23 protein-coding genes are annotated in these 24,996 nt (G+C 54.1%); 11 read left to right on the forward strand and 12 right to left on the reverse strand.

Going from position 1 to position 24,996, the window contains the following annotated elements; translation table 11 throughout:
• Positions 1-89 precede the first annotated feature (89 nt).
• The gene (locus tag BEI65_RS17950; RefSeq protein WP_099064481.1) at positions 90-1,421 is read right to left on the reverse strand and encodes a hemolysin family protein; all 1,332 of its coding nucleotides are present in this window, start codon (positions 1,419-1,421) and stop codon (positions 90-92) included.
• Positions 1,422-1,598: 177 nt separating this feature from the next.
• A complete protein-coding gene (gene msrA, locus BEI65_RS17955) occupies positions 1,599-2,240 on the reverse strand; it encodes a peptide-methionine (S)-S-oxide reductase MsrA (RefSeq protein ID WP_369804768.1) in 642 nt (213 codons plus the stop codon).
• 287 nt (positions 2,241-2,527) lie between these two features.
• On the opposite strand from msrA, the gene BEI65_RS17960 reads away from it, so the two are divergent.
• The 3 genes from BEI65_RS17960 to BEI65_RS17970 are packed head-to-tail and all read left to right on the forward strand — an operon-like array spanning position 2,528 to position 8,429.
• Positions 2,528-4,264 carry an autotransporter assembly complex family protein gene (locus BEI65_RS17960; protein WP_099064482.1) on the forward strand — a complete coding sequence of 579 codons (1,737 nt, stop codon included), beginning with the start codon at positions 2,528-2,530 and terminating at the stop codon, positions 4,262-4,264.
• Positions 4,261-8,079: a translocation/assembly module TamB domain-containing protein gene (locus BEI65_RS17965; protein ID WP_099064483.1), complete on the forward strand. Its 3,819-nt coding sequence runs from the start codon at positions 4,261-4,263 to the stop codon at positions 8,077-8,079. Before BEI65_RS17960 ends, BEI65_RS17965 begins: the two co-directional genes overlap by 4 nt.
• Before the next feature lie 2 nt (positions 8,080-8,081).
• The gene (locus BEI65_RS17970) at positions 8,082-8,429 is read left to right on the forward strand and encodes a gamma-glutamylcyclotransferase (protein ID WP_006317485.1); all 348 of its coding nucleotides are present in this window, start codon (positions 8,082-8,084) and stop codon (positions 8,427-8,429) included.
• Between the two features lie 52 nt (positions 8,430-8,481).
• Here BEI65_RS17970 and ppa read toward each other — a convergent pair whose 3' ends face one another.
• Positions 8,482-9,012, reverse strand: a complete 531-nt coding sequence (ppa, locus tag BEI65_RS17975; RefSeq protein WP_085119444.1) for an inorganic diphosphatase — start codon at positions 9,010-9,012, stop codon at positions 8,482-8,484.
• A gap of 256 nt (positions 9,013-9,268) precedes the next feature.
• On the opposite strand from ppa, the gene BEI65_RS17980 reads away from it, so the two are divergent.
• A complete protein-coding gene (locus BEI65_RS17980; protein WP_099064484.1) occupies positions 9,269-10,822 on the forward strand; it encodes a methyl-accepting chemotaxis protein in 1,554 nt (517 codons plus the stop codon).
• Positions 10,823-10,859: 37 nt separating this feature from the next.
• On the opposite strand, the gene fbp is transcribed toward BEI65_RS17980, so the two are convergent.
• Positions 10,860-11,864: a class 1 fructose-bisphosphatase gene (gene fbp / locus BEI65_RS17985; protein ID WP_099064485.1), complete on the reverse strand. Its 1,005-nt coding sequence runs from the start codon at positions 11,862-11,864 to the stop codon at positions 10,860-10,862.
• A 169-nt stretch (positions 11,865-12,033) separates the two neighbouring features.
• On the opposite strand from fbp, the gene mpl reads away from it, so the two are divergent.
• Positions 12,034-13,413, forward strand: a complete 1,380-nt coding sequence (mpl, locus tag BEI65_RS17990) for a UDP-N-acetylmuramate:L-alanyl-gamma-D-glutamyl-meso-diaminopimelate ligase (protein WP_099064486.1) — start codon at positions 12,034-12,036, stop codon at positions 13,411-13,413.
• Between the two features lie 200 nt (positions 13,414-13,613).
• On the opposite strand, the gene yhcN (BEI65_RS17995) is transcribed toward mpl, so the two are convergent.
• The 3 genes from yhcN (BEI65_RS17995) to argR form a co-directional block, all read right to left on the reverse strand.
• Entirely contained in the window at positions 13,614-13,877 is a 264-nt protein-coding gene (gene yhcN / locus BEI65_RS17995) for a peroxide/acid stress response protein YhcN (RefSeq protein WP_099064487.1), read from the reverse strand.
• A gap of 124 nt (positions 13,878-14,001) precedes the next feature.
• Positions 14,002-14,265, reverse strand: coding sequence for a peroxide/acid stress response protein YhcN (gene yhcN / locus BEI65_RS18000; RefSeq protein ID WP_099064488.1), 264 nt, complete (start codon positions 14,263-14,265; stop codon positions 14,002-14,004).
• Between the two features lie 405 nt (positions 14,266-14,670).
• Complete coding sequence (argR, locus tag BEI65_RS18005) at positions 14,671-15,141, reverse strand: transcriptional regulator ArgR (protein ID WP_020824937.1); 471 nt, start codon at positions 15,139-15,141, stop codon at positions 14,671-14,673.
• Positions 15,142-15,607: 466 nt separating this feature from the next.
• Between argR and mdh the strand changes: the two genes are divergently transcribed.
• Positions 15,608-16,546, forward strand: a complete 939-nt coding sequence (gene mdh / locus BEI65_RS18010) for a malate dehydrogenase (RefSeq protein WP_099064489.1) — start codon at positions 15,608-15,610, stop codon at positions 16,544-16,546.
• Positions 16,547-16,614: 68 nt separating this feature from the next.
• On the opposite strand, the gene BEI65_RS18015 is transcribed toward mdh, so the two are convergent.
• The gene (locus BEI65_RS18015; RefSeq protein WP_085119457.1) at positions 16,615-16,875 is read right to left on the reverse strand and encodes a helix-turn-helix transcriptional regulator; all 261 of its coding nucleotides are present in this window, start codon (positions 16,873-16,875) and stop codon (positions 16,615-16,617) included.
• A gap of 183 nt (positions 16,876-17,058) precedes the next feature.
• Between BEI65_RS18015 and BEI65_RS18020 the strand changes: the two genes are divergently transcribed.
• Positions 17,059-17,409 carry a DNA-binding protein gene (locus tag BEI65_RS18020; RefSeq protein WP_099064490.1) on the forward strand — a complete coding sequence of 117 codons (351 nt, stop codon included), beginning with the start codon at positions 17,059-17,061 and terminating at the stop codon, positions 17,407-17,409.
• A gap of 49 nt (positions 17,410-17,458) precedes the next feature.
• On the opposite strand, the gene ispB is transcribed toward BEI65_RS18020, so the two are convergent.
• Positions 17,459-18,430: an octaprenyl diphosphate synthase gene (gene ispB, locus BEI65_RS18025; RefSeq protein WP_099064491.1), complete on the reverse strand. Its 972-nt coding sequence runs from the start codon at positions 18,428-18,430 to the stop codon at positions 17,459-17,461.
• A 269-nt stretch (positions 18,431-18,699) separates the two neighbouring features.
• Here ispB and rplU point away from each other — a divergent pair, with 269 nt between their 5' ends.
• The 4 genes from rplU to cgtA all read left to right on the forward strand — a co-directional run bounded on the left by rplU (position 18,700) and on the right by cgtA (position 21,552).
• A complete protein-coding gene (gene rplU, locus BEI65_RS18030; RefSeq protein WP_012004933.1) occupies positions 18,700-19,011 on the forward strand; it encodes a 50S ribosomal protein L21 in 312 nt (103 codons plus the stop codon).
• Between the two features lie 17 nt (positions 19,012-19,028).
• Entirely contained in the window at positions 19,029-19,286 is a 258-nt protein-coding gene (rpmA, locus tag BEI65_RS18035) for a 50S ribosomal protein L27 (RefSeq protein ID WP_004933559.1), read from the forward strand.
• 105 nt (positions 19,287-19,391) lie between these two features.
• On the forward strand, positions 19,392-20,363 hold the full coding sequence (locus tag BEI65_RS18040) for a DMT family transporter (RefSeq protein ID WP_099064492.1): 972 nt from the start codon (positions 19,392-19,394) through the stop codon (positions 20,361-20,363).
• A gap of 16 nt (positions 20,364-20,379) precedes the next feature.
• Positions 20,380-21,552: an Obg family GTPase CgtA gene (gene cgtA / locus BEI65_RS18045; protein WP_099064493.1), complete on the forward strand. Its 1,173-nt coding sequence runs from the start codon at positions 20,380-20,382 to the stop codon at positions 21,550-21,552.
• 41 nt (positions 21,553-21,593) lie between these two features.
• On the opposite strand, the gene pmrB is transcribed toward cgtA, so the two are convergent.
• The 3 genes from pmrB to dacB are packed head-to-tail and all read right to left on the reverse strand — an operon-like array spanning position 21,594 to position 24,756.
• Positions 21,594-22,655, reverse strand: coding sequence for a two-component system sensor histidine kinase PmrB (gene pmrB, locus BEI65_RS18050; protein WP_099064494.1), 1,062 nt, complete (start codon positions 22,653-22,655; stop codon positions 21,594-21,596).
• Positions 22,652-23,314, reverse strand: a complete 663-nt coding sequence (gene pmrA / locus BEI65_RS18055; RefSeq protein ID WP_099064532.1) for a two-component system response regulator PmrA — start codon at positions 23,312-23,314, stop codon at positions 22,652-22,654. The genes pmrB and pmrA overlap by 4 nt, the downstream gene beginning before the upstream one ends.
• 8 nt (positions 23,315-23,322) lie before the next feature.
• Positions 23,323-24,756, reverse strand: a complete 1,434-nt coding sequence (gene dacB / locus BEI65_RS18060; RefSeq protein ID WP_099064495.1) for a serine-type D-Ala-D-Ala carboxypeptidase — start codon at positions 24,754-24,756, stop codon at positions 23,323-23,325.
• Positions 24,757-24,996 lie beyond the last annotated feature (240 nt).

Below are 24,996 nucleotides of genomic sequence, written 5' to 3' on the forward strand. Positions count from 1 at the left end.
CGTCGGCTTTCAAGCTGCAGCGTTGTTACCTGCAAAAGCTAAAATAATTGCGGCCCCGATGGGGCCGCTGACGTTTTTATCGCTTGGGATCAGGCTGCGGGATTTTCTTCCGGTGCCTTCGGCAGTACCGATGCCGGCTTGTCGCTCAACCGGGTCACCAACAGCTGGTCAATCTTGTAGCTGTCGATGTCGACCACTTCAAACTTGTAGCCGGCATATTTCACGAAGTCGGTACGTTTCGGGATCTTGCGCAGCATGTACATCATAAAGCCGCCGATGGTTTCGTAGTTGCCCGCCTGCGGGAACTCATCAATGTGCAGAACACGCATCACATCGTCGATCGGCGTACCGCCCTCAATCAGCCATGAGCTCTCATCACGCGCCACGATCTGCTCTTCCTGGCCTTGGCCCACCAGATCGCCCATCAGTGTGGTCATCACGTCATTCAGTGTGATGATACCCACGACCAACGCATATTCATTGAGAATAACCGCAAAGTCTTCACCGGCGGTTTTAAAGCTTTCCAGCGCTTCGGACAGCGTCAGGGTATCCGGCACGATCAGCGCCGAACGGATCTGCACGCCGCTGCTCAGTACCAGGCTCTGATTGCCCAGCACGCGGTTCAGCAGGTCTTTGGAGTCCACATAGCCGACTACCTGATCGATATTGCCGTCACACACCAGGAACTTGGAGTGCGGATGGGTCGAGACCTTTTGGATAATGCTTTCTTCGGTCTCACGCAGATCGAAGTAAACCACGCTTTCACGCGAGGTCATCGACGAAGGCACGGTACGTGATTCCAGTTCGAACACGTTTTCGATCAGCTCATGTTCCTGCTTGCGCAGCACGCCCGCCAGAGCCCCGGCTTCCACCACCGCATAGATGTCGTCAGAGGTGATGTCGTCCTTACGTACCATCGGCAGTTTGAACAGGCGGAAGATCAGGTTTGCCATGCCGTTGAAGAACCACACCAGCGGCCGGAAAATCATGATTGAGAAACGCATCGGGTTGATGATCCGGACGGCAAACGTCTCTGGTGCAATCATACCGATGCGCTTCGGGGTCAAATCTGCGAACAGGATAAACAGGCTGGTCACCAGCACGAACGAACAGATGAAGCTGGCCTGCTCTGCCAGTTCAGGCGACAGGAAACGGTCGAAAATCGGTTGGAAAGTGGGGGAAAAGGCTGCATCGCCAACGATACCGCCGAGAATTGCCACGGCGTTCAGGCCAATCTGCACCACGGTAAAATACAACCCCGGGGTTTCCTGCAGTTTGAGGACTTTGGCGGCATTGACGTTACCTTCGTCAGCCATCAGTTTCAGTTTAATCTTGCGTGACGCGGCCAGAGAAATTTCCGACAGTGAGAAAAACGCACTCACTGCGATCAGAAAAAGAATCAGTAAAATACTGTTTAACATAATCTATCCATACGTACCGACGGGATGACGGCGCTCTTGAGGAAGGGTAGTACATTGTAAAAAAAGTAGCGATAACAACCAGAAAGAAGGTTGTCGGGCCGCAGAGGCGGCCCGCACAGTATAGCAGCAGCCCTACAGGGGCCGCCAGCGGTTAAAAAATTACCGTCAATCGGTGTTTTAGCCCTGTGGTGGCAAACAAACACCGATACCGCCCAGGCCACAGTACCCTTCCGGATTTTTGAACAGATACTGCTGGTGGTCATCTTCGGCATAGTAGAAAGGCAGTGCCGGAGCCACTTCGGTGGTGATGGCGCGTTTATCACCGGCCTCGTTCATCGCCTGCTGGAAACGCTGCAGGCTGTTTTCCGCTTCGGCCTGCTGTTCTGGTGACAGCGTATAAATCGCTGAGCGGTACTGGGTGCCGACGTCACCGCCCTGACGCATACCCTGCGCCGGGTCGTGGTTCTCCCAGAACACTTGCAGCAACTGTTTATAGCTGATGATTTTCGGGTCGAATACCACGCGTACCACTTCGGTATGGCCGGTCTGGCCGCTGCACACTTCGCGGTAGGTTGGGTTTGGCGTATAGCCACCGCTGTAGCCTGCTGCGGTGCTGTAGATACCCTGCTGCTGCCAGAACAGACGTTCGACACCCCAGAAACAGCCCATGGCGAAGATCGCCACCGCCATGCCGTCCGGCACCTGAGTCATTGAATGATCGGTGACCACGTTGAGTGCGGCAACCGGCATGGGAGTGGTGCGGCCAGGCAGCGAGTTTGCCTTGTCGACGGTTTGTGTTTTATCAAAAAATGGCACCACGGTTGACTCCTGTTGTCACAGTAGGAATTGGCCCAAGAGGCGGCTGTTAAGTTGTATCTAACCGCAACTTTGCCCACAATAAGCTGCATATTGAGATCAGGTATCAGCTTAACGCAGTATTTTGTACGCCAAAAGATAAGAATGCGTCAGTTTACTGTGACACTAAAATCGTAACATGCAGCGTCTGGAATCATGCTGAAAAGGGCTGCCGTCTTGATAGCGCGGAGTAGGCCCTGGCCCCAGAGCGAGTGTTATTACAGGAAAGTAAAATAAATTAAGGAGAACGCGTGCCACGATACCGTGCCCTGTGCTTTTTGTGTGCGCTGCTCGCCACGCCTGCGGCGTATTCGGCGAATGTGCGGCTGCAGGTTGAAGGACTCAGCGGGGAACTGGAAAAAAACGTCCGGGTGCGTCTGTCTTCCATCACGCCGGAAGAGGTCAGCACGGATGGCCGTTTTCGTGCTCGTGTGGATGAAGCCGTCCGTCAGGGCCTGCGAGCGCTCGGCTATTATGAGCCGACCATCGACTTTACGCTGGATGACCGTCCAGGGCTGGCTCGTCCGGTGCTGCACGCCAAGGTTAACCCGGGTGAGCCGGTGCGGATTGCCGGTGCCAATATCGCGCTGGAAGGCGGTGCGAAAACTGATGACGACTATCTGACGCTGGTCAAAAAAGGCAAGCCAACGATAGGCGAGATCCTCAATCACGGTAAATACGACAGTTTTAAAGGTTCGCTGACCGGCCTGGCATTGCGTAAAGGCTATTTCGATGCCGATATGACCAAGAGCCAGCTCGGCGTGGCGGAAGATCTGCATAAGGCCTATTGGGACATCGATTTCAACAGTGGGCAGCGTTACCGCTTCGGCCAGGTGAAGTTCACCGGCTCGCAAATTCGTGAAGACTATCTGCAAAATCTGGTGCCCTTTCATCAGGGGGATTATTACAGTTCGGAAGATCTGGCCGAGCTGAATCGCCGTTTGTCCGCCACTAACTGGTTTAACTCGGTGGTGGTGTCCCCTGATTTCCAAGATGCCAAAGAGAACAAGATTTTGCCGTTAGATGCGCTGGTGTCACCGCGCACTCGCAACACCATCGAAACCGGGGTGGGCTATTCCACCGACGTGGGTCCCCGGATCAAAGGCACCTGGAAAAAGCCGTGGCTCAATGACCGCGGCCACAGTCTGGAAACCAGCGCCAGCATTTCGGCCCCGGAACAGCAGCTTGATTTGACCTATAAAATCCCGTTATTGAAGAACCCGCTGGAGCAGTACTACCTGTTGCAGGGCGGCTTCAAGAACGTCGATCTCAACGATACCAAGTCCGTCACCTCAAAAGCGGTGGTTTCCCGTAACTGGGATCTCTCCAGCGGCTGGCAACGGGCGTTGAACCTGACCTGGCGTCTTGACCACTTTACTCAGGGTAACGTCACCAACACCACCATGCTGCTGTACCCGGGCGTCAGCGTTAACCGTACCCGCTCGCGCGGCGGTTTGATGCCAACCTGGGGTGACAGCCAGCGTTATTCTATCGATGTGTCCGACAGCACCTGGGGCTCCGACGTGGACTTTGCGCTGATGCAGGCGCAGAACGTCTGGATCCGTACGCTGGCCGACAAGCACCGTTTTGTCGCGCGTGGGCAGGTGGGCTGGATCGAAACCAACGACTTTGAAAGGGTACCGCCGGATCTGCGATTCTTCGCCGGTGGTGACCGCAGTATCCGTGGCTATAAGTACAAGGGCATTTCACCCCGTGATGATGACGGCAAGCTGACCGGCGCCTCCAAAATGCTGACCGGCTCGCTGGAGTATCAATACAACGTGACCGGCAAATGGTGGGGCGCGGTGTTTGTCGATTCCGGCGAGGCGGTGAACGATATCAAGCAGAGCGACTTTAAGACCGGTGCTGGCTTCGGCGTGCGCTGGCAGTCACCGGTTGGTCCGGTGAAGCTGGATATCGCGGCTCCGGTTGGGGATAAAGACACCCACGGGGTGCAGTTCTATATTGGCTTGGGGCCTGAATTATGAGCCTGATAAAAAAGATTTGTCTCGGATTTCTGATTGTCCTGCTGTTGCTGATCGGCGGCGTTGCATACCTGCTCGGGACCACCAGTGGTCTGCATTTGGTTATCAACAGTGCGGCGCGCTGGGTGCCGGGGCTGGATATTGCCAGCGTCACTGGCGGCTGGCGTGACCTGACGCTGAAAGGTGTGAAATACCAGATGCCGGGCGTGACGGTGAATGCCGGTCAGTTCCATCTGTCGCTCGATCTGGCCTGTTTTAAAAACAGTTCGCTGTGTGTCAATGCTCTGACCGCACAGGACGTGGACGTGGTGGTGAAAACCAAAGAAATGACGCCGTCCGCGCCGGTGACAGAGACCAGCGAGCCGACCACCAACCTGAGTACGCCATACCCGATTACCCTGCGAATGCTGGCGTTGAACAACGTTAAGGTCAGCGTAGACGATACGGCAATTTCCCTTGGTGAATTCCGCACGGGGGCACAGTGGCAGGAACGTGCGCTGACCCTGCTGCCAACCAAAATCAGCGGCTTGCTGATTGCCTTGCCGAAAACCCCGCAGAACCCGTTACCGGAGGCGGTACAACCGGTGGTCGAGGTGGCGAAAAAGGTAGAGGAAAAAGCCAATCAGGGCGCGAAGCCGGCACCACAGCCGGAAGAGAAGCCGCTGGGTGAAACGTTGAAAGCCCTGTTTGCCAAGCCACTGCTGCCGGATTTGCCTGACATTCGCCTGCCGCTGGATATCACCGTCAAGGAGATCAGCGGTGAACAACTGCGGTTGACCGGTGACACCGACGTGCTGATCACCAGTCTGTCGTTGCAGGCCAGTACTCTGGATCAACATATCAAGCTGGATAATTTCGATGTCAAATCGCCACAGGGTACGCTATCGGCACAGGGGCAGGCCACGCTGACGGGCACCTGGCCGGTGGACATGGTGGCAAATAGCACGCTGAACATTGATCCGCTGAAGGGCGAAAAGGTCAAACTGAACATCGGCGGTGGGTTGCGTGAAGAACTTAAGGTAGCGCTCAACCTGTCCGGTCCGGTCGGCGCGCAGCTTGATCTGCAAACCCAACTGGCCGAAGTCGGTTTACCGCTGGCGCTGACGCTGCAAAGTAAACAGCTAAAATGGCCGCTGAGCGGTGAATCGCAGTACCAGATCAACGATTTCCGCCTGCGCTTTAACGGCAAGGCAACCGACTATGCGTTGTCGACCCGCGCCAACATCAAAGGCCAGGACTTGCCACCGGCGGTATTGACGCTGGACGGCAAAGGCAACGTTGAACAGTTCAAACTGGATCGCCTGCGCTTGGCAGCCTTGCAGGGCAATACCGATCTGACCGCGCTGGTGGACTGGAGCAAGGCCATCAGTTGGAATTCACAACTGACGCTGAGCGGTATCAATACCGCCAAACAGTGGCCGGAATGGCCGGCGAAGCTGGACGGCAAAATCACCACCCGCGGCAGTCTGCACGGCGGTAGCTGGCAATTACAGGTGCCGGTACTGCAGCTCGACGGTAATGTGAAGCAAAACAAGGTCACCGCGCGCGGTACGCTCAGCGGTAACGCTGCCGGCCAATGGAAAATTCCGGGTATCGATCTGACCCTGGGACGTAACCAACTGAACGTGAAAGGTCAACTGGACGAGAAGAGTTGGAACCTGGATGCGAACATCGATGCACCGCGTCTGGACGGGGCACTGCCAGGATTGGGGGGCACGGCGAAAGGCTTGCTGAAACTGCGCGGTAACCTGCAGGCGCCTCAGTTGCTGGCCGACCTGACCGCTTCCGGTCTGCAGTGGCAGGCGCTGCATATCAATCGGGTGAAAATTGACGGTGACGTACGTTCCAGCGACCAGATCCAGGGGCAGCTGGCGGTACGCGTCGAACAACTGAAACAGGATGCGTTGGACATCAGTCTGTTGACGCTGGATGCCAAAGGCAGTGAGAAGCAGCATCAGCTGCAACTGAAAATTGACGGTAAACCCGTCTCCGGTCAGCTGGCGCTGCAGGGCAGTTTTGATCGCCAACAGCAACGCTGGCGTGGCAACCTGAACAATACTCGCTTCGACACCCCGGTGGGGGAATGGCGGTTAACCCGCGCCATCGCGCTTGATTACCTGAATACCGCACAGAAAATCAGCATTGGGCCACACTGCTGGCAGAACCCGAATGCTGAACTGTGCGTACCGAAAACTATCGAGGCCGGCCAGAGCGGCCAGGCCAGCGTGGTGCTGAACCGCTTTGATCTGGCGATGATTAAACCTTTCCTCGGTCCGGAAACGGCGCTGAGTGGCGTGTTCACCGGACGGGCGGACGTGAGCTGGAAACCGGGTGGTGCGCTGCCGGAGGCAAAAGTCTCGCTGGTGGGCAACGGGGTGAAGGTGGTACAGCAGGTGCAGGGTAATGCGCTGCCGATTGCCTTTGACAAGCTGAATCTTAATGCCGGCCTCGCCAATGGTCGGGCGCAAGCCGACTGGTTGATCAAGCTGACGAATAATGGTCAGTTTGACGGTAACGTACAGGTTGTCGATCCACAGGTGCGTCGCAATATCAGCGGTAACGTCAACATCACCAATATTTCTCTGGCGATGATTAATCCGGCGCTGATGCAGGGGGAGAAAGCCGCGGGCATGCTGAATGCCAACCTGCGTCTGGGCGGTAACGCGCAGAAACCTTTGGTATATGGTCGTATGGCATTGGACAAGGTCGATATCGACGGTCACTGGATGCCGTTTGACATGACCGAAGGTCGTCTGGCGATGAACTTTGACGGTATGACCTCGACGCTGGAAGGTCTGGTCAGCACCACCCACGGTCAGCTTAATCTGTCCGGCGACGCTGACTGGCGTGACATCAACGCCTGGCGTGCGCGTATCGCTGCCAAGGGCGATAAATTGCGGGTGACGGTGCCGCCGATGATCCGTATCGATGTTTCACCGGATCTGATATTCGAAGCGACGCCGCAGTTGTTCTCACTCAATGGCTCTGTCGATATTCCGTGGGCACGTATTACAGTACAAGAGCTGCCGGAAAGTGCGGTGGGCGTCTCTTCCGATGAAGTGATGCTGGATGACCAACTTAAACCGATACAGCCAAAAACGGCGGGGATCCCGATCAACAGCAACCTGATGATCCACGTTGGCAACGATGTGCGATTGGATGCCTTTGGTCTGAAGGCCCGGTTGAAGGGCGATCTGAAAGTGGTGCAGGATAAGAATGGCCTGGGCTTGAACGGCCAGATTGACATCCCTTCCGGTCGCTTCCATGCTTATGGTCAGGATTTGATCGTTCGCAAGGGCCAGTTGATGTTCTCTGGGCCGCCGGATCAGCCGTTGCTGAATCTTGAGGCGATCCGTAATCCGGATTCTACCGAAGACGACGTCACCGCTGGAGTGCGGGTCACCGGGTTGGCGGATGCACCGAAGCTGGAAGTGTTCTCGGATCCGGCCAAATCCCAGCAGGAAGCGCTGTCTTATCTGCTGCGTGGGCAGGGATTGGGCAGTTCCGGCGCAGATGGCAACGCAATGACCTCAATGTTAATTGGGATGGGGGTTGCACAAAGTGGTCAACTTGTGGGTAAAATCGGCGAGGCGTTTGGCGTAAGTAATTTGGCCCTGGATACTCAGGGGGTTGGCGACAGTTCCCAAGTTGTCGTGAGTGGTTATGTTCTCCCAGGCTTACAAGTAAAATATGGGGTGGGCATTTTCGACTCGCTGGCCACGCTGACGTTGCGTTACCGCCTGATGCCTAAATTGTATCTTGAAGCGGTGTCTGGTCTCGACCAGGCATTAGATTTGCTCTATCAGTTTGAGTTTTAGCGATGCGAATAATTGTCTACGGCAGTTTACGACGCAAACAGGGAAACAGCCATTGGATGACCAACGCCCAATGGCTCGGCGAGCATGAGCTCGAAGGCTATCAGATTTATAATCTGGGCCATTACCCGGCGGCGATCCCTGGAGAGGGCACGGTACATTGTGAGGTGTACCGCATCAACTCATCGATTTTGGCTGAGCTGGACGAACTGAAAAGCAACACCAAGGACTATAAGCGCGAGCTGATTCAGACGCCTTATGGGAGTGCGTGGATCTACCTGTATAAACACAGCGTGGACGGTTACCCGCGGATTAATAGCGGTGACTGGCTGAAGCGTCTCGACGAAAAGTAAAAAAAAACACCGCTCACTGAGCGGTGTTTTTTTATCGGACGGCGGCTAAGAATTACTTCTTGGCAGCACGTTCGAAAGAAGCAATGATTTCAGCTTTAGCCGCGGCAGCGTCTGCCCAGCCTTCCACTTTCACCCATTTGCCTTTCTCCAGATCTTTGTAGTGCTCGAAGAAATGAGAGATCTGTGCTTTCAGCAGTTCCGGCAGGTCGTTCACATCTTTGATGTGATCGTACTCTTTGCTCAGTTTGCTGTGCGGAACGGCAACCAGTTTCGCATCTTCACCGGCTTCGTCGGACATCTTCAAAACGCCAACCGGACGGCAGCGGATCACTGAGCCAGGCTGCAACGGGTATGGCGTTGGTACCAATACGTCAACCGGATCACCGTCCAGAGACAGGGTGTGGTTGATGTAGCCGTAGTTGCACGGATAGAACATCGCGGTGGACATGAAACGGTCAACGAACAGCGCGCCGGTGTCCTTGTCGATTTCATATTTGATCGGATCGGCATTGGCCGGGATTTCGATAACTACGTAGATGTCTTCTGGCAGGTCTTTGCCAGCAGGGACGTTAAGCAAGCTCATGTCGGTTTCCTTTAATCAAACCAGAAATGGAGTGGCGGCTATTATAGCGGACTCTTTTGCGATTTCCTGCCATTTTCATCACCCTCACCCCGGCAGACGGCCATCCACTGAATTTCCAGATTAATCCTCCAACGGCGTTAAGTTTTTCCCGCGGTTGCCGATAACTTCATCAAATAATAATGAGTCGGCGAAGTCTGGCTCTGCGTTTTACCTCCTCTACGTTAGAACTCACTATTTCTGAAGCCGGGAACAACTCATGTTAAAAAAGATTACGGTCAAGGCCGGGCTGATTGCCCTGCTGAGCCTGATGACGCTGCTGTTGATTATGGTCAGCACGATCGGCGTCAACGCCATTAACGAAGGCTCGCGTTCGTTAAATACCCTGAACCAGATCCTGGGGGAAGAACTGGGATCGCTGGCCAGCAGTTCCAACCTGACGCTGCGGGCCAGAACGGCCGCCTCACTGGCGGTGCGCCAGCGCGAAATTGGCCAGATCGAAGTGTCTGATGCCACGGTGGGCCGTATTTATGATTACCTTGCGCAGTCAAAGCAGGAAATGGCGCGCTTTGTCAGCGTCGGCACCGTTACCGAACGTGGGCGCGAATTGTCCACTCGTTTGCAAAACAGCTATCGCGCTTATCTGGAGCAGGGCGTCAGGCCAATGGCCGATGCCATCAAGGCCGGCAAAGTTGATGATTATTACGACATCCAGGAAACCAAAATCTCCGCCCTGAGCATCGCTTTCGAAAAAGACCTCAGCGATTTCCGTAGCTTTGCCATGAAGATTGGCCAGCAACGGGTGCATGAGGCGGAGAGCAACGCCAGCACCAAGATTACCCTGATCCTGATCGCCGGCCTGCTCAGTGTATTGCTGGCGGTACTGGCCTGGTTTGCGTTGCGGGTGATTATCCTGCGGCCACTGGATGAATCTATCGCTCAGCTGGAACATATCGCTGGCGGCGACCTGACGCACCACATCACCGGCGAAGGGGAAACCGAAATGGGCCGTCTGGTGCGTGCGATGCAGCGGATGCAACAGGCATTGGTCAGTTCAGTCAGTAAGGTGCGTGATGCCAGTAGCCAAATTGACACCGGTTCACGCGAACTGGCTGCCGGTAACCAGCACCTGGCGCAGCGTACCGAAGAGTCGGCTGCTTCGCTGGAGGAAACCGCCGCCAGCATGGAGCAACTGACCTCAACGGTGAAAATGAATGCCGAGAACTGCGAACAGGCCAATCAACTGGCGCTGAGCGTCTCTGATATCGCCAATCAGGGCAGTGAGGTGGTCAGCCAGGTAATGGACAAGATGCAGGCGATAACCGACAGTTCACGGCGCATCGCCGATATCATCAGCGTGATGGACGGCATCTCTTTTCAGACCAATATTTTGGCGCTGAATGCGGCGGTAGAGGCGGCACGTGCGGGTGAACAAGGGCGAGGTTTCGCCGTGGTAGCCGGTGAGGTTCGCAACCTGGCCCAACGTAGCGCGCAGTCGGCGAAAGAGATTAAAGGATTGATCGAAGCATCGCAAAATCGGGTGCAGGAAGGTGAACAGATGGCCGAGTCAGCGGCGAAAACCATGAATGGGATCACCGGCGAAGTGGGACGTGTAACGGCGTTGATGCGGGAGATTTCTGCGGCTACGCGTGAGCAAAGCAGCGGTATTGAGCAGGTCAACCTGGCGGTGGCACAGATGGATCAGGTGGCTCAGCAAAATGCGGCGTTGGTCGAAGAGTCGGCGGCAGCGACACGCTCGCTGGAGGAGCAGGCTCAATTGCTGGCGCAGAGTATGGCGGCGTTCAAACTATAATGCAGGGGGGCGAAATGCGCCCCCCGCATAGAACCGGTTATTCGTCCGGGTTCTCGGCGATAAAGCGCTCGGCGTCTTCCACCATGGATTTGGTGCCGACGAAGAACGGTGCACGCTGGTGCAGTTTCACCGGGGTAATGTCCAGAATACGGTTTTTACCGTCACTGGCTTTACCGCCGGCCTGTTCCGCCAGGAACGCCATCGGGTTGCATTCATACAGCAGGCGCAGCTTGCCTTGCGGGTGGCTGGCGGTGCTTGGATAAATATAGATGCCGCCTTTCAGCAGGTTGCGGTGGAAGTCGGCAACCAGTGAACCGATGTAGCGTGAGGTGTAAGGGCGTTGCGTCGCTTCGTCCTGCTCCTGACAATATTTAATGTATTTCTTCACACCGCGCGGGAACTTGATGTAGTTACCTTCGTTGATGGAATACATATTGCCGCTAGCCGGGAAGCGGACTTTCTCATGGGAGAGGCAGAACACGCCCAGAGAAGGATCGTAAGTAAAGGCATGCACGCCATAACCGGTGGTGTACACCAGCATGGTGGATGAACCATAAACCACGTAGCCGGCGGCGACCTGAGCGCTACCTGGTTGCAGGAAGTCTTCTTCGGTCACTGGAATGCCGACCGGGGTAATGCGACGATAGATAGAGAAAATCGTACCGACCGAGACGTTGACATCGATGTTGGACGAGCCGTCCAACGGATCCATCAGCACCACGTACTTGGCATTTTCAGCCCGCTCGCCGTCGAATATCACGATTTCATCTTCTTCTTCAGAAGCGATACCCGCAACTTCACCGCGTGCTTTCAATGCTGCTTTCAGCTTTTCGTTGGCGTACAGGTCCAGTTTCATCTGAACTTCACCCTGTACGTTGGAAACGCCGCTGGTGCCGAGAATATCAACCAGGCCCGCTTTGTTGATATCGCGGTGGATGATTTTGGCGCCCAGTTTAATTGCAGAAAGTAATGCTGTCAGCTCGCCGGTGGCGTGAGAGAAGTCGTGCTGTTTCTCGACGATAAATTCGCCTAACGTTTTCATGACACAATCCCTGAATCTACGGATGGGTAGCGGTTTGTTAACAAACCGCCAACGTATTCGCGAGCAGTGTAGCCCAAAGATGAACGCTATTCATAGGCAAATCCATTTCTTCTGGACGATTCTGAGCGTTAGAATGGGGGCAACATTCGACGTACTCTATGAGAAAACTATGCGCATTCACATTCTTGGGATCTGTGGCACCTTTATGGGCGGGCTGGCGGTGCTGGCACGTTCGCTAGGGCATGAGGTGACCGGCTCTGACGCTAATGTCTATCCGCCGATGAGCACGCTGTTGGAGAGGGAAGGGATCGATCTGATCCAGGGTTACGATCCGGCTCAGTTGGATCCTGCACCAGATCTGGTGATCATCGGTAACGCCATGACACGCGGCAATCCGTGCGTTGAAGCGGTACTGGAGCAGGGTATCCCTTACGTTTCCGGCCCGCAGTGGCTGCACGATTATGTGCTGCGCGATCGTTGGGTGTTGGCCGTTGCCGGGACACACGGCAAAACCACCACCGCGGGCATGGCGACCTGGATCCTGGAAGCCTGCGGCTACCAGCCGGGCTTTGTTATTGGTGGGGTTCCGGGCAACTTTGACGTTTCTGCTCGCCTGGGCGACAGCCCGTTCTTTGTGATCGAAGCCGACGAGTATGATTGCGCGTTCTTCGACAAGCGTTCCAAGTTTGTGCATTACAGCCCGCGTACGCTGATCCTGAACAACCTTGAATTTGATCACGCCGATATCTTCGACGATCTGAAAGCGATCCAAAAACAATTCCACCATCTGGTGCGCTTGGTGCCGGGCAAGGGCAAGATCATTTTGCCTGATAATGACAGCCACCTGAAACAGGTGATGGCGATGGGCTGCTGGAGTGAGCAGGAACTGGTTGGCGAAGAGGGAGCATGGCGTGCGCAGAAACTGACGCCGGATGCCAGCCATTATGCGGTATTCCTCAATGGCGAACAGGTAGGTGAAGTGAAGTGGTCGCTGGTGGGTGAACACAACATGCATAACGGTTTGATGGCCATTGCCGCCACCCGTCATGTTGGCGTGCTGCCTGCCGATGCCTGCCGTGCACTCGACGACTTTATCAATGCTCGTCGTCGCCTGGAGTTACGTGGTGAAGCCAATGGCATCACGGTATATGACGATTTTGCCCATCACCCAACGGCGATCCTGGCGACCCTGGCCGCGTTGCGTGGCAAAGTCGGCGGCACCGCCCGCATTCTGGCTGTGCTCGAGCCGCGTTCCAACACCATGAAAATGGGGATTAGCAAGAACGATCTGGCGCCATCCCTTGGCCGCGCTGATGAAGTGTTCCTGTTCCAGCCGCACCATATCCCCTGGCAGGTTGCGGAAGTGGCGGAAGCCTGCGTTCAGCCGGCCCACTGGAGTGCCGACCTCGACACGCTGGTGGATATGATCGTGAAAACGGCCCAGCCGGGTGACTATATTTTGGTGATGAGTAACGGCGGCTTTGGTGGGATCCACGATCGGCTGTTGGAGGCTTTGGCCAACAAACCGGAACCGAAAGCAACCTATTGATTGCTTGGGAATTTGAAGTGTTTTGTGCAGAGGGCCGGTAACGGCCCTTTTTTACGCCCATAAAAAAGCCCTCGCGAGCGAGGGCAACGGGGTCCGTCGGATAGGACGACGAAGTTTCTTCAGAGAATCAGTGCTTACGACAGAACTCGGCAGTGGCAGTGACGAGGGTAATCAGTTCGGTAAGCATGTCCCCTGAATTGTTATTTGTAGATTTCTGCTGTCGCGTGCCAGTTGCCGTTTTCGTAGGCTTCGATCACGCGGTAGGCTTTAGCGCCTTGCTTGTCGGCCTTGTCGGACAGGGCCTGGCGAATATCGGAAGGTGCGCCGGTAATGCCGCTGGCGGTAATGGTACCGACAGACTGAAGATTGTTGGCCTGGTCATTAGTGATTAACGTAGCGGCAGAAGCACCGAACGAAACGACTGACAGCAGGCTGAGTGCGGCGAGGGTAGTTTTCATGTTCATGATATTGGGTCCTGTTGTGATAACCGCCTGGAAGGGCTTTTGCAGCGTTTTTATTCTTGAAGGCTGTTATCGGTAATGCTGGGTTCCAGAGTTTTATTGCCCGTTTCCGGGTAACACCTTGTACTTATTTGTAAATTTCTGCGGTGGCGTGGAAGTTGCCTTCGTTGCGCGCTTCGATTACACGGTAAGCGGTTGCCCCTTTGGCATCGGCTTTTTCAGACAGTGCCTGGCGGATGTCTGAAGGTGCACCGGCAACGCCGCTGACGGTAATAGTGCCTGCGGCCTGCATTTTTGCGGCCTGATTTGCATCAACAGATTGTGCTGCAAATGCGCCGAAAGAAAGCATGGATAGAACGCTCATGGTTGCGATGGTAGCTTTAATTTTCATGATTTAGCCTTTTCGTATTCTTTTATCAGTTCCAATGAACTGTGATTTACGTCACGGAAATGAGCATACATCTAGTAACCCTAAAAATTAATAGTTAGCTAACAGTTTCTTGTGAAACTTTATTATGGTGTTGCTTATTTTTAATAACCAGATGGAATAAAAACCGCTCATAAAACGATCTTTCAATGTTAAAATTATGTAATTTCAATGAGATAAGTGCTTTTGACCAAAAGTGCGGAAGATAGCAGTAGCTATCACTGGTTACGGTGAAATGTCATTGAAATGTGTTGTGGTGTGGAGGAAACCTGGTTTTAAACGTGGTAGATGATGGGGGAAAGGTAAGGGTAGGGTTAAAGAAGTGCTAACAAAACGCGACCGTTGGCCGCATTTTGTTAGCGCTATGCATCATAACTCTTGTTCGAACAGCGTCAGGATGGCTTCGTACAGCTGACGAGCGGTAAAGCTGCTGGCCGGGGTAACGAAAATAGTGTCGTCACCGGCGATAGTGCCGAGGATGCCTTCAGATTTACCCAGCGAGTCCAGCAGGCGGGCTATTAACTGTGCGGCGCCGGGACTGGTGTGGATCACTACCACAGCATCGTTATGATCGACGTCCAACACCAGGTTTTTCAGCGGGCTGGTGGTGGTGGGTACGCCGAGTTCGGCCGGAAGACAATACACCATTTCCATTTTGGCATTGCGCGTACGCACCGCACCGAACTTGGTCAGCATGCGCGATACTTTGGATTGGTTGATGTTTTCGAAGCCTTCTTCTTGCAGCGCCAAAACAATCTCGCCTTGAGAACTGAATTTTTCTTCTTTCAATAACGCTTTAAACGCCTTGATCAGATCTTCCTGCTTTGCGGGATTACGCATTTTGCACCGTGGAATGTTGACAATTGAAGTGATTATTATGCATATAAATGAATTTTTATGCAATAAAAGGACGCCCGGAAAAAACAAAAAGGCCCGGACAATGAGGAAAGGGCAGCATTTTAACAAAATCCGTATCCCATGAATATGCCCTTTCCGTGACCGAAAAAGCCGTCTGCGGTAGTAAAGAAAATGTTATTAAAATGATGTTGTTCTGATGTTGTGTAAGGGTGTAATGTAACCGCCGGTTAACTTGCTCGTGAATAACCTCGCAGTATTTTTGATTAGTGTGCGCTATGCCCTTAATACGTAAGCGATTTAATCTAAGATGAGCGCGACATCGGCCGTTTTATTGCGCCAGTTCTCAAACAGACTGTTAAGAGATTGTTTTTAAAGGTGTAATAATTTAAGGTCCGTACCCAACATATTCACGGCGCTTTATATATTTAAGATAATAAAGGAGTATAGGATGAAAGTTGCAGTTCTCGGTGCTGCTGGCGGTATCGGCCAGGCCCTCGCCCTTCTACTCAAAACCCAGCTTCCTTCAGGTTCTGAACTCTCTCTCTACGACATTGCCCCCGTTACCCCAGGCGTTGCCGTCGATTTAAGCCACATCCCAACCGCAGTTAAAATCAAAGGCTTCAGTGGCGAAGACGCGACTCCAGCCCTGCACGGCGCGGACGTGGTACTGATTTCTGCCGGCGTTGCACGCAAACCAGGCATGGATCGTTCAGATCTGTTCAACGTGAACGCGGGCATCGTGCGTAATCTGATCCAGCAAGTGGCAACAACCTGCCCGAAAGCCTGCATCGGTATTATCACCAACCCGGTTAACACCACCGTGGCTATCGCAGCAGAAGTGCTGAAGAAAGCCGGTGTTTATGACAAAAATAAACTGTTCGGCGTGACTTCGCTGGATATCATCCGTTCCAACACCTTCGTGGCTGAGCTGAAAGGCAAACAGCCGGAAGAGCTGAACGTACCGGTAATCGGCGGACACTCTGGCGTGACCATCCTGCCATTGTTGTCACAGATCCCTGGCGTGAGCTTTACCGAGCAGGAAGTGGCTGATCTGACCAAGCGTATCCAGAATGCGGGTACTGAAGTGGTTGAAGCTAAAGCCGGTGGCGGGTCTGCAACCCTGTCAATGGGTCAGGCGGCGGCGCGTTTCGGCCTGTCTCTGGTTCGTGCGCTGCAAGGTGAAAAAGGCGTGGTGGAATGTGCTTACGTGGAAGGGGATGGCAAATATGCTCGTTTCTTCGCACAACCGCTGGTGCTGGGTAAGAATGGTGTTGAAGAACGCAAAGATATCGGGACTCTGAGCGCGTTCGAACAGAAAGCGCTGGAAGACATGCTGGATGTTCTGCACAAAGATATCGAACTGGGCGAAAAGTTTATCAATAACTGATCATTCAGTGGTGCATGAGTATACATAGGCCGCCGGACAGCGTACCGGCGGTTTTTTTATGCCCGCAGCTATGACCGGATGCGGGCTTTTCGATCCAGCAGGTTATGGGTGTGTGGATCGAAATAACGGCTTGGCCAAATCTCTGCAGGATGGATGTTAAGTGATTCGGCAATTAACCATTCCCCTTTTGGCCAGGGACGCGATAGCGCATTCGCCAGCGTTGATGAGCTTAGCCCTGCCTTGCGCGATACCGCCGCCAGTGTGGTTCCCTTCTTACGTAAAGCCGCAATGATATCCGCCGGATGCCAGTCCTTGTTCCTTGAGTTCATGTTTGCATTCCTTTTTTGATTAGCGAAAGTTCTGTTAGTGGTATAACTAACAGGTCAAAATTAATCGTTTGAACAACATGAAACGCTTATACGGAAACTAGGATACCACTAAATTTCTTAAAAAATATCCCATAAATTTCCCAAAAAAAGATATTTGCCGACTTTTGCCCAGAGAACATGGCTATGAAAAAAGAGTGGTTTGCCGCCAAGGAGCTGACAGGCGTAGCAGGATTACCCTCCTCACCACAGGGAATAAATTTGATGGCGCGTCGTGAAGGCTGGATCAGCCGCCGGCGTAAAGGCGTGCAGGGGAAAGCGCTGGAATACCATATTGACAGCTTGCCTGTCGGGATACGTAATTTATTGGTATTAAAAGAAGAACCTGCGAGCTATGAGATTGACCGCAAGGAGCCGCTGGCCGTGTGGATTGAATATTTCTATCACCTGACGGAGAGCGAACGTGAGAAAGTTTTGGCGTTCCTGATGCGAGAAGGGATCGGTAGCTTACTGGCGCGTATTTCAGCGGAGAAATGAGCAGACCCGCAGTGCGGGTCTGTGGAAACAGCAAGACGTTTATTGTTTCTTAAAAATCACGTTGAACCGCAAGATGCGCTAATCCTTCCAGTGCGGAACGATGAGCGGATTCCGGCAGAACCTGCAACGCGGCAATGGCCTTGTCGGCCTCTTCCTCAGCACGCTGGCGGGTATATTCCAGCGAGCCGCATTGCTGCATGGCCTCCAACACGGGCTCCAGCAAATGACGGCCGTTACCTTGTTCAATAGCCCCACGGATCATGGTTTTCTGTGCGCCTTCGCTGTTATGCATGGCGTGCAGTAACGGCAGTGTCGGCTTCCCTTCATTGAGATCGTCACCGGTATTTTTACCCAGCGTGCTGCCGTCGGCACTGTAATCGAGCAGGTCATCGATCAACTGGAAAGCGGTGCCAAGGTAGCGACCGTAATCCTGCAGCGCTTTTTCTTCTGCTTCACTTGCATCTGAAAGGATGGCTGAGGACTGTGCCGCCGCTTCAAACAGACGTGCGGTTTTGCTGTAGATCACCCGCATGTAGCTTTCTTCGGTAATGTCCGGATCGTTGACGTTCATTAACTGCAGCACTTCGCCTTCGGCTATCACGTTGACGGCCTCGGACATCAGCGCCAACACGCGCAGCGATTCCAGGCTGGTCATCATCTGGAAAGCACGCGTATAAATGAAGTCGCCGACCAGCACGCTGGCGGCATTGCCGAAGGCGGCATTGGCGGTGGCCTTGCCGCGGCGCATATCTGATTCATCCACCACGTCATCATGCAGCAGGGTAGCGGTGTGAATGAATTCGATCAGCGCAGCCACGGTAATATGTTTATCACCCTGATAATGCAACGCCCGCGCCGCCAGAACGGCGATCATCGGGCGGATGCGTTTACCGCCACCACTGATAATGTAATAGCCAAGCTGATTGATGAGCGTGACATCGGAATTCAGCTGTTCGAGAATTGTTGCGTTCACGGCCGCCATATCTTGCGCGGTTAACTCGGTAATTTGCTCTAGGTTCATTGTATTTTTTTCAGCTGTGTTTCTCTTCACCGCGTTGAGATCGCTGCTCACATCGGTACATGGCGGTAACTGTCCCTCTGATTGTACTTGAAAAACGGCTCAGATAAACGCCATGAAAGAAACTGTGCTTTTTTTCTTCTTTTTTCTGCTTCTGGTCTTATTCTGCTCTTGTCATATGCTGGATTATTGCGTAGAATTCGCGCCCTATTGTGAATATTTATAGCGCGCTCTGTACTAAACAGTTGGGCACGCGGAAAGCGGAGTTTTATATGTACGCGGTTTTCCAAAGTGGTGGTAAACAACACCGAGTAAGCGAAGGTCAAACCATTCGCTTGGAAAAGCTGGACATCGCAACTGGTGAAGCAGTTGAGTTTGACCAGATTCTGATGATCGCTAATGGCGAAGATATCAAAATCGGCGTTCCTTACGTCGATGGCGGTAAGATCAAAGCTGAAGTCGTTGCTCACGGTCGTGGCGAGAAAATTAAGATCGTTAAGTTTCGTCGTCGTAAGCACCATCGTAAGCAGCAGGGCCACCGTCAGTGGTTCACTGACGTTAAAATCACCGGCATCAGCGCTTAAGTTAGGGGAGCAGATTAATGGCACACAAAAAGGCTGGCGGCTCGACTCGTAACGGTCGCGATTCAGAAGCTAAACGTCTGGGCGTAAAACGCTTTGGCGGCGAAGCAGTACTGGCAGGCAGCATCATCGTTCGTCAGCGCGGCACTAAATTCCACGCTGGTACCAACGTGGGTTGCGGCAAAGACCACACTCTGTTTGCTTTGAAAGACGGTAAAGTCAAATTCGAAGTTAAAGGCCCGAGCAATCGTAAATTTATCAGCATCGAAGCTGAATAATTTTCCGAGCCTTACTAAATAGATGTAAGCCCCGCAATTCGTTGCGGGGCTTTTTACATTTATGGGCTGCTTGTGTATCGGCCCGTCAGCGCTGGCAAAGGTAAGATGGAAACGAAACAGCAGGTCGGAATTGGCATTTCTCTGGCGGTGACTACGGCAGTTTGCTGGGGTGCATTGCCGATTGCGATGAAAGAAGTGCTGGTAGTGATGGAGCCGTTTACCATCGTTTGGTATCGATTTACCATTGCTGCACTTGGATTGGGGCTTATTTTGGCCGTGCGTGGCAAGTTGCCGCCGGTGACCCTGTTCCGTCAACCGCGCTGGTTGTTGATTCTGGCCATCGCCACCGCAGGCTTGCTGGGGAATTTTATTTTCTTCAGCTCTTCACTGCAGTATCTCAGCCCGACAGCATCGCAAGTGATCGGCCAACTATCGCCGGTCGGCATGATGTTTGCCAGCGTGCTGATTTTAAAAGAGCGCATGCGCATTACCCAGGTGATTGGCGCGCTGATGCTGATCTGCGGGTTGCTGTTGTTCTTCAACGTCAGCCTGATTGAAATTTTCACCCGCCTGACGGATTACACCCTTGGGGTGTTGTTGGGTGTGTGTGCGGCAACGGTCTGGGTTACTTATGGCGTTGCGCAGAAAGTGTTGCTGCGTCGATTGGCCTCGCCGCAAATCCTGGTAATGTTGTACACTTTATGTGCAGTGGCGTTATTTCCTCTGGCCAGGCCGGAGGTGATTTTCCAGCTCAGCGGTTGGCAATTAGCCTGTCTGCTGTTCTGTGGTGCCAACACGCTGATTGGTTATGGTGCGCTGGCTGAGGCCATGGCGCGCTGGCAGGCGGCACAGGTGAGCGCGTTAGTGACGCTGACACCGCTGTTTACCCTGCTTTTTTCAGATTTATTGGCGCTGGCCTGGCCACACGTATTCGCCGCCCCGACATTAAATGTCGTCGGCTATGTCGGTGCTTTCGTGGTGGTAGCGGGCGCCATGTTTTCCGCAATTGGTCACCGTTGGTGGCCGCGACGGGCAGAACCCCGCCTGGTTGCTCCTTTGAAGCAGCCTGGTGAATGATTTACGGAGACGGTAAATGAAGTTTGTAGATGAAGCAGCGATTTTGGTCGTTGCAGGTGACGGTGGTAATGGTTGCGTCAGCTTCCGTCGCGAAAAGTATATCCCGAACGGCGGGCCTGATGGTGGTGACGGCGGCGATGGCGGCGACGTCTATCTGTTGGCGGACGAAAACCTCAACACGCTGATCGACTACCGCTTTGAGAAATCTTTCCGCGCCGAACGTGGCCAGAACGGTCAGAGCCGTGACTGTACCGGCAAGCGTGGCAAAGATATTACCATCAAGGTACCGGTAGGTACCCGCGTGCAGGATCAGGGCACCGGCGAGATCCTCGGTGACATGACCCGTCATGAGCAGCGTCTGATGGTGGCGAAGGGCGGTTGGCACGGTTTGGGCAACACCCGTTTTAAATCATCGGTCAACCGTGCTCCGCGTCAGAAAACGTTGGGTACCGCCGGTGAAGCTCGTGACATCCTGCTGGAGCTGTTACTGCTGGCCGATGTGGGTATGTTAGGCCTGCCGAACGCCGGCAAGTCGACCTTTATCCGCGCCGTGTCTGCTGCCAAGCCGAAAGTGGCTGACTATCCGTTTACCACTCTGGTACCAAGCCTGGGTGTGGTGCGTATGGACCACGAGCAAAGCTTCGTGGTTGCCGATATCCCAGGGCTGATCGAAGGTGCCGCTGACGGCGCTGGTCTGGGTATTCGCTTCCTGAAGCATCTGGAGCGTTGCCGCGTGCTGTTGCACCTGGTGGATATCGCCCCAATCGATGAGTCTGACCCGGTAGAAAATGCCAAAATCATCATCAATGAGTTGAATCAGTATAGCGAGAATCTGTCGCAGAAGCCTCGCTGGCTGGTTTTCAACAAGATTGATGTGATAGGCGAAGAAGAAGCTGCCGAACGTGCCAAGGCGATTGCAGAGGGCATGGGTTGGGAAGGTAAATACTACATGATCTCCGCCGTCAATCGCGAAGGTGTCAATGCGCTGTGCTGGGATGTGATGAAGTTTATCAATACCCAACCGAAAGCCATGGCCATCGCAGAAAGCGCGCCGGAGAAAGTCGAGTTCATGTGGGATGATTACCATCGTGAACAGATCGCTGAAGTGGAAGCTGAAGCGGATGACGACTGGGATGACGACTGGGATGAAGAAGACGACGAAGGCGTCGAAATCGTTTACCAGAAGTAATCTTGCGAAGAGAGGGGCTCAGTTAATACTGGGCCCTTTTTTTATTTCAGTACGTTTTCCGGCAACCAGCATTGAGCATTGAGCCCGTGGGTATCCTGACGGTTTTCCAACGTTAAGCGGCCCTGATGCAGCTGTACAATACGGGTCACGATGTTCAGCCCCAGCCCACTGCCGCCATAGCGCTGATCCATACGGCGGAAGGCCTGGGTGAGTTCGCCGACCATTTTCTCTTTAACGCCCGGTCCTTCATCGATCACCTGTAGCCGATGCCCGCGATCCTGCCGAGTCAGTTGCACCTGGATCCTGCTGTCCTCGGGGCTATAACGATGGGCATTCTCCACCAGGTTACGCAGCAGCAGACGTAACAGCACCGGGTCGCCATGTACCGGCGCGGTGGCCGGAAGCTGCCATTGCAGACTTTGTCCGCGTTGCGCAGCCAACTCCTCGAGTTCTTCCCGTAGCGGTTGAATAACGTCGCTCACCCAATCGAAGCGTTGATAATGGCCACTGGCAAAATCTTGCCCGGCGCGCGCAAGCATCAGCAATTGCTCGACGGTGTGCATCAGTTGGTCAATGCGGGTAATCAGCGGTCCGCTTTGCGGGATCCCCTGCTTTTCCATTAACTCCAGATGCAGACGGATCCCCGCCAGAGGTGTACGCAGCTCATGGGCGGCATCGGCGGTAAACAACCGTTCCTGTTGGATGGTGTTATCCAGCCGCGAGAACAATTGGTTGAGTGTGGTGGTAACCGCCATCATTTCCAGACTGTCACTGTTGAGCGGCAGTGGCGTCAGGTTATCGGCGGAGCGCTTTTCCAGCCGTTGCTGCAGTTGATTAAGCGGTCGGATAATCCAGCTGATAGCCCAAAATGAGGCCAGCAGGGTGACGATCATCATGATCAGTGAAGGGGCGAGCAACGAGGCTATCGCTTCGGCGATTTCCGTATCGACACGCTCGGTACGAACCTTGGCCGACAGGGTTTCATCCACCAGGAAGCTGATTTGCTCCTGGCTTTCATGCCACAGCCAAAAGGCACTGATAAGCTGGGTGACCAAAAGGATCAGCGCCAGCATCAACAACAGACGACGGCGCATGCTGATCATGATGAGGATTCCAGGCGATAGCCGATACCGCGAACGGTACGGATGCGATCCTTACCCAATTTGCGGCGCAGGTTATGGATATGCACTTCCAGCGTGTTAGAGCCCAAATCATCCTGCCAGGTATAAAGATCCTGCTGCAGCAGTTCACGGTTGACCGTTTGTCCGGCGCGCATCATCAGACGCGACAGGATGGCGAACTCTTTTGGAGTGACTTCCACCGGCTGTTGTTGAACATAAACCTGCTGACTGGAGAGATTGAGCTGGAGATCGTCCAACTGCATGAGATTGTCACTGTGGCCCTGGTAGCGGCGGATCAGCGCTCGCACGCGCGCCTGCAGCTCAACCAAAGCAAAGGGCTTCACCAGGTAATCGTCGGCGCCGGCATCCAGCCCGTCGACACGATCTTCCAGTGCGTCACGTGCTGTCAGAATTAGTACCGGCAATTCAACTTGCTGGCGGCGCCACTGCCGAAGCAGGCTGGCGCCGTCCATGTCGGGCAGGCCCAGATCGAGGATAATCATACTGTACTGACTGGTGAGGAGCAGAGCACTGGCCTCCGCCGCCGTGGCGGCGCAGTCGCAGGCATAGCCTTCCCCGGCTAATGCCAGTGCCAGGCCTTGTTGCAGCAGCTCATCGTCTTCAACAATCAGCAGTTTCATCATAACCCTCAGTTATTCTGATAAATATCCCGGTACAGGCGGCTTTCGAAACGCACCAAGGGAGCACGGCGCTGTTTCTGATCTTCCGGCGGCACGGCATAGCCTGACAGATACTGTACGAAGGCAAAACGCTGTCCGCTGGCGGTGGTGATAAACCCGGCCAGGTTATACACGCCTTGCAGCGCACCGGTTTTGGCAGAAACCTTGCCGTCGACACCGGCTTCATGCAGACCGCCACGGTAACGCAGGGTTCCGTCGTAGCCGGATAACGGCAGCATCGAAATAAAGTTTAGCTCGCTGTCATGCTGCGCAATGTACTGCAATGCCTGCATCATGGTTGCCGGGGCCAGCAGGTTATGGCGTGACAGGCCTGAGCCGTCTACCACGATGCTGTTACCCAAATCGACGCCGGCTTTCTGACGAAGGACCTGACGCACCGCGTCGGCACCGGCACGCCAGGTGCCCGGAACGCCAAAACGCTCATGGCCGATAGTGCGGAATACGGTATCGGCGATCATGTTGTCCGATTTCTTCAGCATGATCTTCAACAACTCGTGCAGCGGCGCTGATTGAGCTTGGGCGATCACCGTTCCTTTCAGGCCTGGCTGGGTCTGACGCTTCAGGTGGCCGTCGATCTGAATGCCGGCCTGTTTCAGCTCATCTTTTAAAATAGCACCGGCATAGCTGGCGCCATCCTGGATAGCAAAAGCCAGCGGCAGTGGGTCGCTGCGTTGGGTCAGACAGCCGGTCAGCGTAAAGCGGTTCAACTCGCCCGGCACCACATCCAGTTCGCAATATTGGGCGTCCGCAGAACCTTTCGCCAGCGTACGTACCTGGCTGAACATATTCACCGGGTAATAGGAGGCCACGCGAATAAAGGCCATGTCGCCCGGATTTGGCGCGCTGTAAAGCGACACCGAGAAGCAGTTGCGGTCGACTATCGCCGCCGCCGGTGGTGCGCTGAAGCACTGCGTCAGGTCGTTCCACGGCCAACCGGGGGCTTTGTCATGGCTGGCGAATACCGAAGTATCGACCAGCACATCGCCGGTGATCTGGCGTACGCCCTGTTTTTTCAGGATCGCCACCATGTTGCGCAGACTTTGGCGCTTAAAGGTCGGATCGCCGCTGAAGCGGGCAATCAGGTTACCGCGCAGCACGCCGTCACTGATATCACCCTGGCTTTCCAGCGTGGTCGTGAAGCGATAGTCGGGGCCGAGCTGCAATAATGCAGCCAGCGCGGTCAGCACTTTCTGGGTACTGGCCGGCAACGCCATTTGCTGAGAGTGATAATCGATGGTCGGTGTGTCTGCACCGATCTTCTGAACTACCAGGGCAAGGTTGGCCCCATCAGGCAAATATTGTGTGTAATCTTCAACCGGGGCCGCATTCGCATTTAGAACAAATGCGCAAGCCAATGCACTGACAATTCGTGAAAAACGCATAATCTCGGGATAACAGCTGGATAACGTGCCGTCATACTACGGTGCATTCAGGGAAAAAGTAAACGATGACCCTCAAGGAACTCTACGCTAAAATGCGTATCAAAATGCAAAATCGATCCTGACTTGGGCAACAGTTCCGAGTCAGGCTTCTTTTGTTTGTCGCCTGGAGGCGGGGGGCATGTACCCACCGTTTTTTCATTCGAACACGTCAGGATGACGGTTATTTGAACAGGAAAGATT

It is taken from the genome of Serratia sp. BW106, from assembly GCF_002607755.1.
GTDB classification, from domain to species: domain Bacteria; phylum Pseudomonadota; class Gammaproteobacteria; order Enterobacterales; family Enterobacteriaceae; genus Serratia; species Serratia proteamaculans.

What these genes read in the sequence shown, in the direction of transcription:
- BEI65_RS17970 (WP_006317485.1), top strand. Translation starts at nt 8,082, where the DNA reads ATGCGAATAATTGTCTACGGCAGTTTACGACGCAAACAGGGAAACAGC.
- BEI65_RS18040 (WP_099064492.1), top strand. Translation starts at nt 19,392, where the DNA reads ATGGAAACGAAACAGCAGGTCGGAATTGGCATTTCTCTGGCGGTGACT.
- pmrB (WP_099064494.1), bottom strand. Translation starts at nt 22,655, where the DNA reads ATGATCAGCATGCGCCGTCGTCTGTTGTTGATGCTGGCGCTGATCCTT.
- pmrA (WP_099064532.1), bottom strand. Translation starts at nt 23,314, where the DNA reads ATGAAACTGCTGATTGTTGAAGACGATGAGCTGCTGCAACAAGGCCTG.
- rplU (WP_012004933.1), top strand. Translation starts at nt 18,700, where the DNA reads ATGTACGCGGTTTTCCAAAGTGGTGGTAAACAACACCGAGTAAGCGAA.
- yhcN (WP_099064487.1), bottom strand. Translation starts at nt 13,877, where the DNA reads ATGAACATGAAAACTACCCTCGCCGCACTCAGCCTGCTGTCAGTCGTT.
- mdh (WP_099064489.1), top strand. Translation starts at nt 15,608, where the DNA reads ATGAAAGTTGCAGTTCTCGGTGCTGCTGGCGGTATCGGCCAGGCCCTC.
- cgtA (WP_099064493.1), top strand. Translation starts at nt 20,380, where the DNA reads ATGAAGTTTGTAGATGAAGCAGCGATTTTGGTCGTTGCAGGTGACGGT.
- BEI65_RS17950 (WP_099064481.1), bottom strand. Translation starts at nt 1,421, where the DNA reads ATGTTAAACAGTATTTTACTGATTCTTTTTCTGATCGCAGTGAGTGCG.
- BEI65_RS17965 (WP_099064483.1), top strand. Translation starts at nt 4,261, where the DNA reads ATGAGCCTGATAAAAAAGATTTGTCTCGGATTTCTGATTGTCCTGCTG.
- BEI65_RS18020 (WP_099064490.1), top strand. Translation starts at nt 17,059, where the DNA reads ATGAAAAAAGAGTGGTTTGCCGCCAAGGAGCTGACAGGCGTAGCAGGA.
- ppa (WP_085119444.1), bottom strand. Translation starts at nt 9,012, where the DNA reads ATGAGCTTGCTTAACGTCCCTGCTGGCAAAGACCTGCCAGAAGACATC.
- BEI65_RS18015 (WP_085119457.1), bottom strand. Translation starts at nt 16,875, where the DNA reads ATGAACTCAAGGAACAAGGACTGGCATCCGGCGGATATCATTGCGGCT.
- dacB (WP_099064495.1), bottom strand. Translation starts at nt 24,756, where the DNA reads ATGCGTTTTTCACGAATTGTCAGTGCATTGGCTTGCGCATTTGTTCTA.
- argR (WP_020824937.1), bottom strand. Translation starts at nt 15,141, where the DNA reads ATGCGTAATCCCGCAAAGCAGGAAGATCTGATCAAGGCGTTTAAAGCG.
- ispB (WP_099064491.1), bottom strand. Translation starts at nt 18,430, where the DNA reads ATGAACCTAGAGCAAATTACCGAGTTAACCGCGCAAGATATGGCGGCC.
- BEI65_RS17980 (WP_099064484.1), top strand. Translation starts at nt 9,269, where the DNA reads ATGTTAAAAAAGATTACGGTCAAGGCCGGGCTGATTGCCCTGCTGAGC.
- mpl (WP_099064486.1), top strand. Translation starts at nt 12,034, where the DNA reads ATGCGCATTCACATTCTTGGGATCTGTGGCACCTTTATGGGCGGGCTG.
- yhcN (WP_099064488.1), bottom strand. Translation starts at nt 14,265, where the DNA reads ATGAAAATTAAAGCTACCATCGCAACCATGAGCGTTCTATCCATGCTT.
- rpmA (WP_004933559.1), top strand. Translation starts at nt 19,029, where the DNA reads ATGGCACACAAAAAGGCTGGCGGCTCGACTCGTAACGGTCGCGATTCA.
- fbp (WP_099064485.1), bottom strand. Translation starts at nt 11,864, where the DNA reads ATGAAAACGTTAGGCGAATTTATCGTCGAGAAACAGCACGACTTCTCT.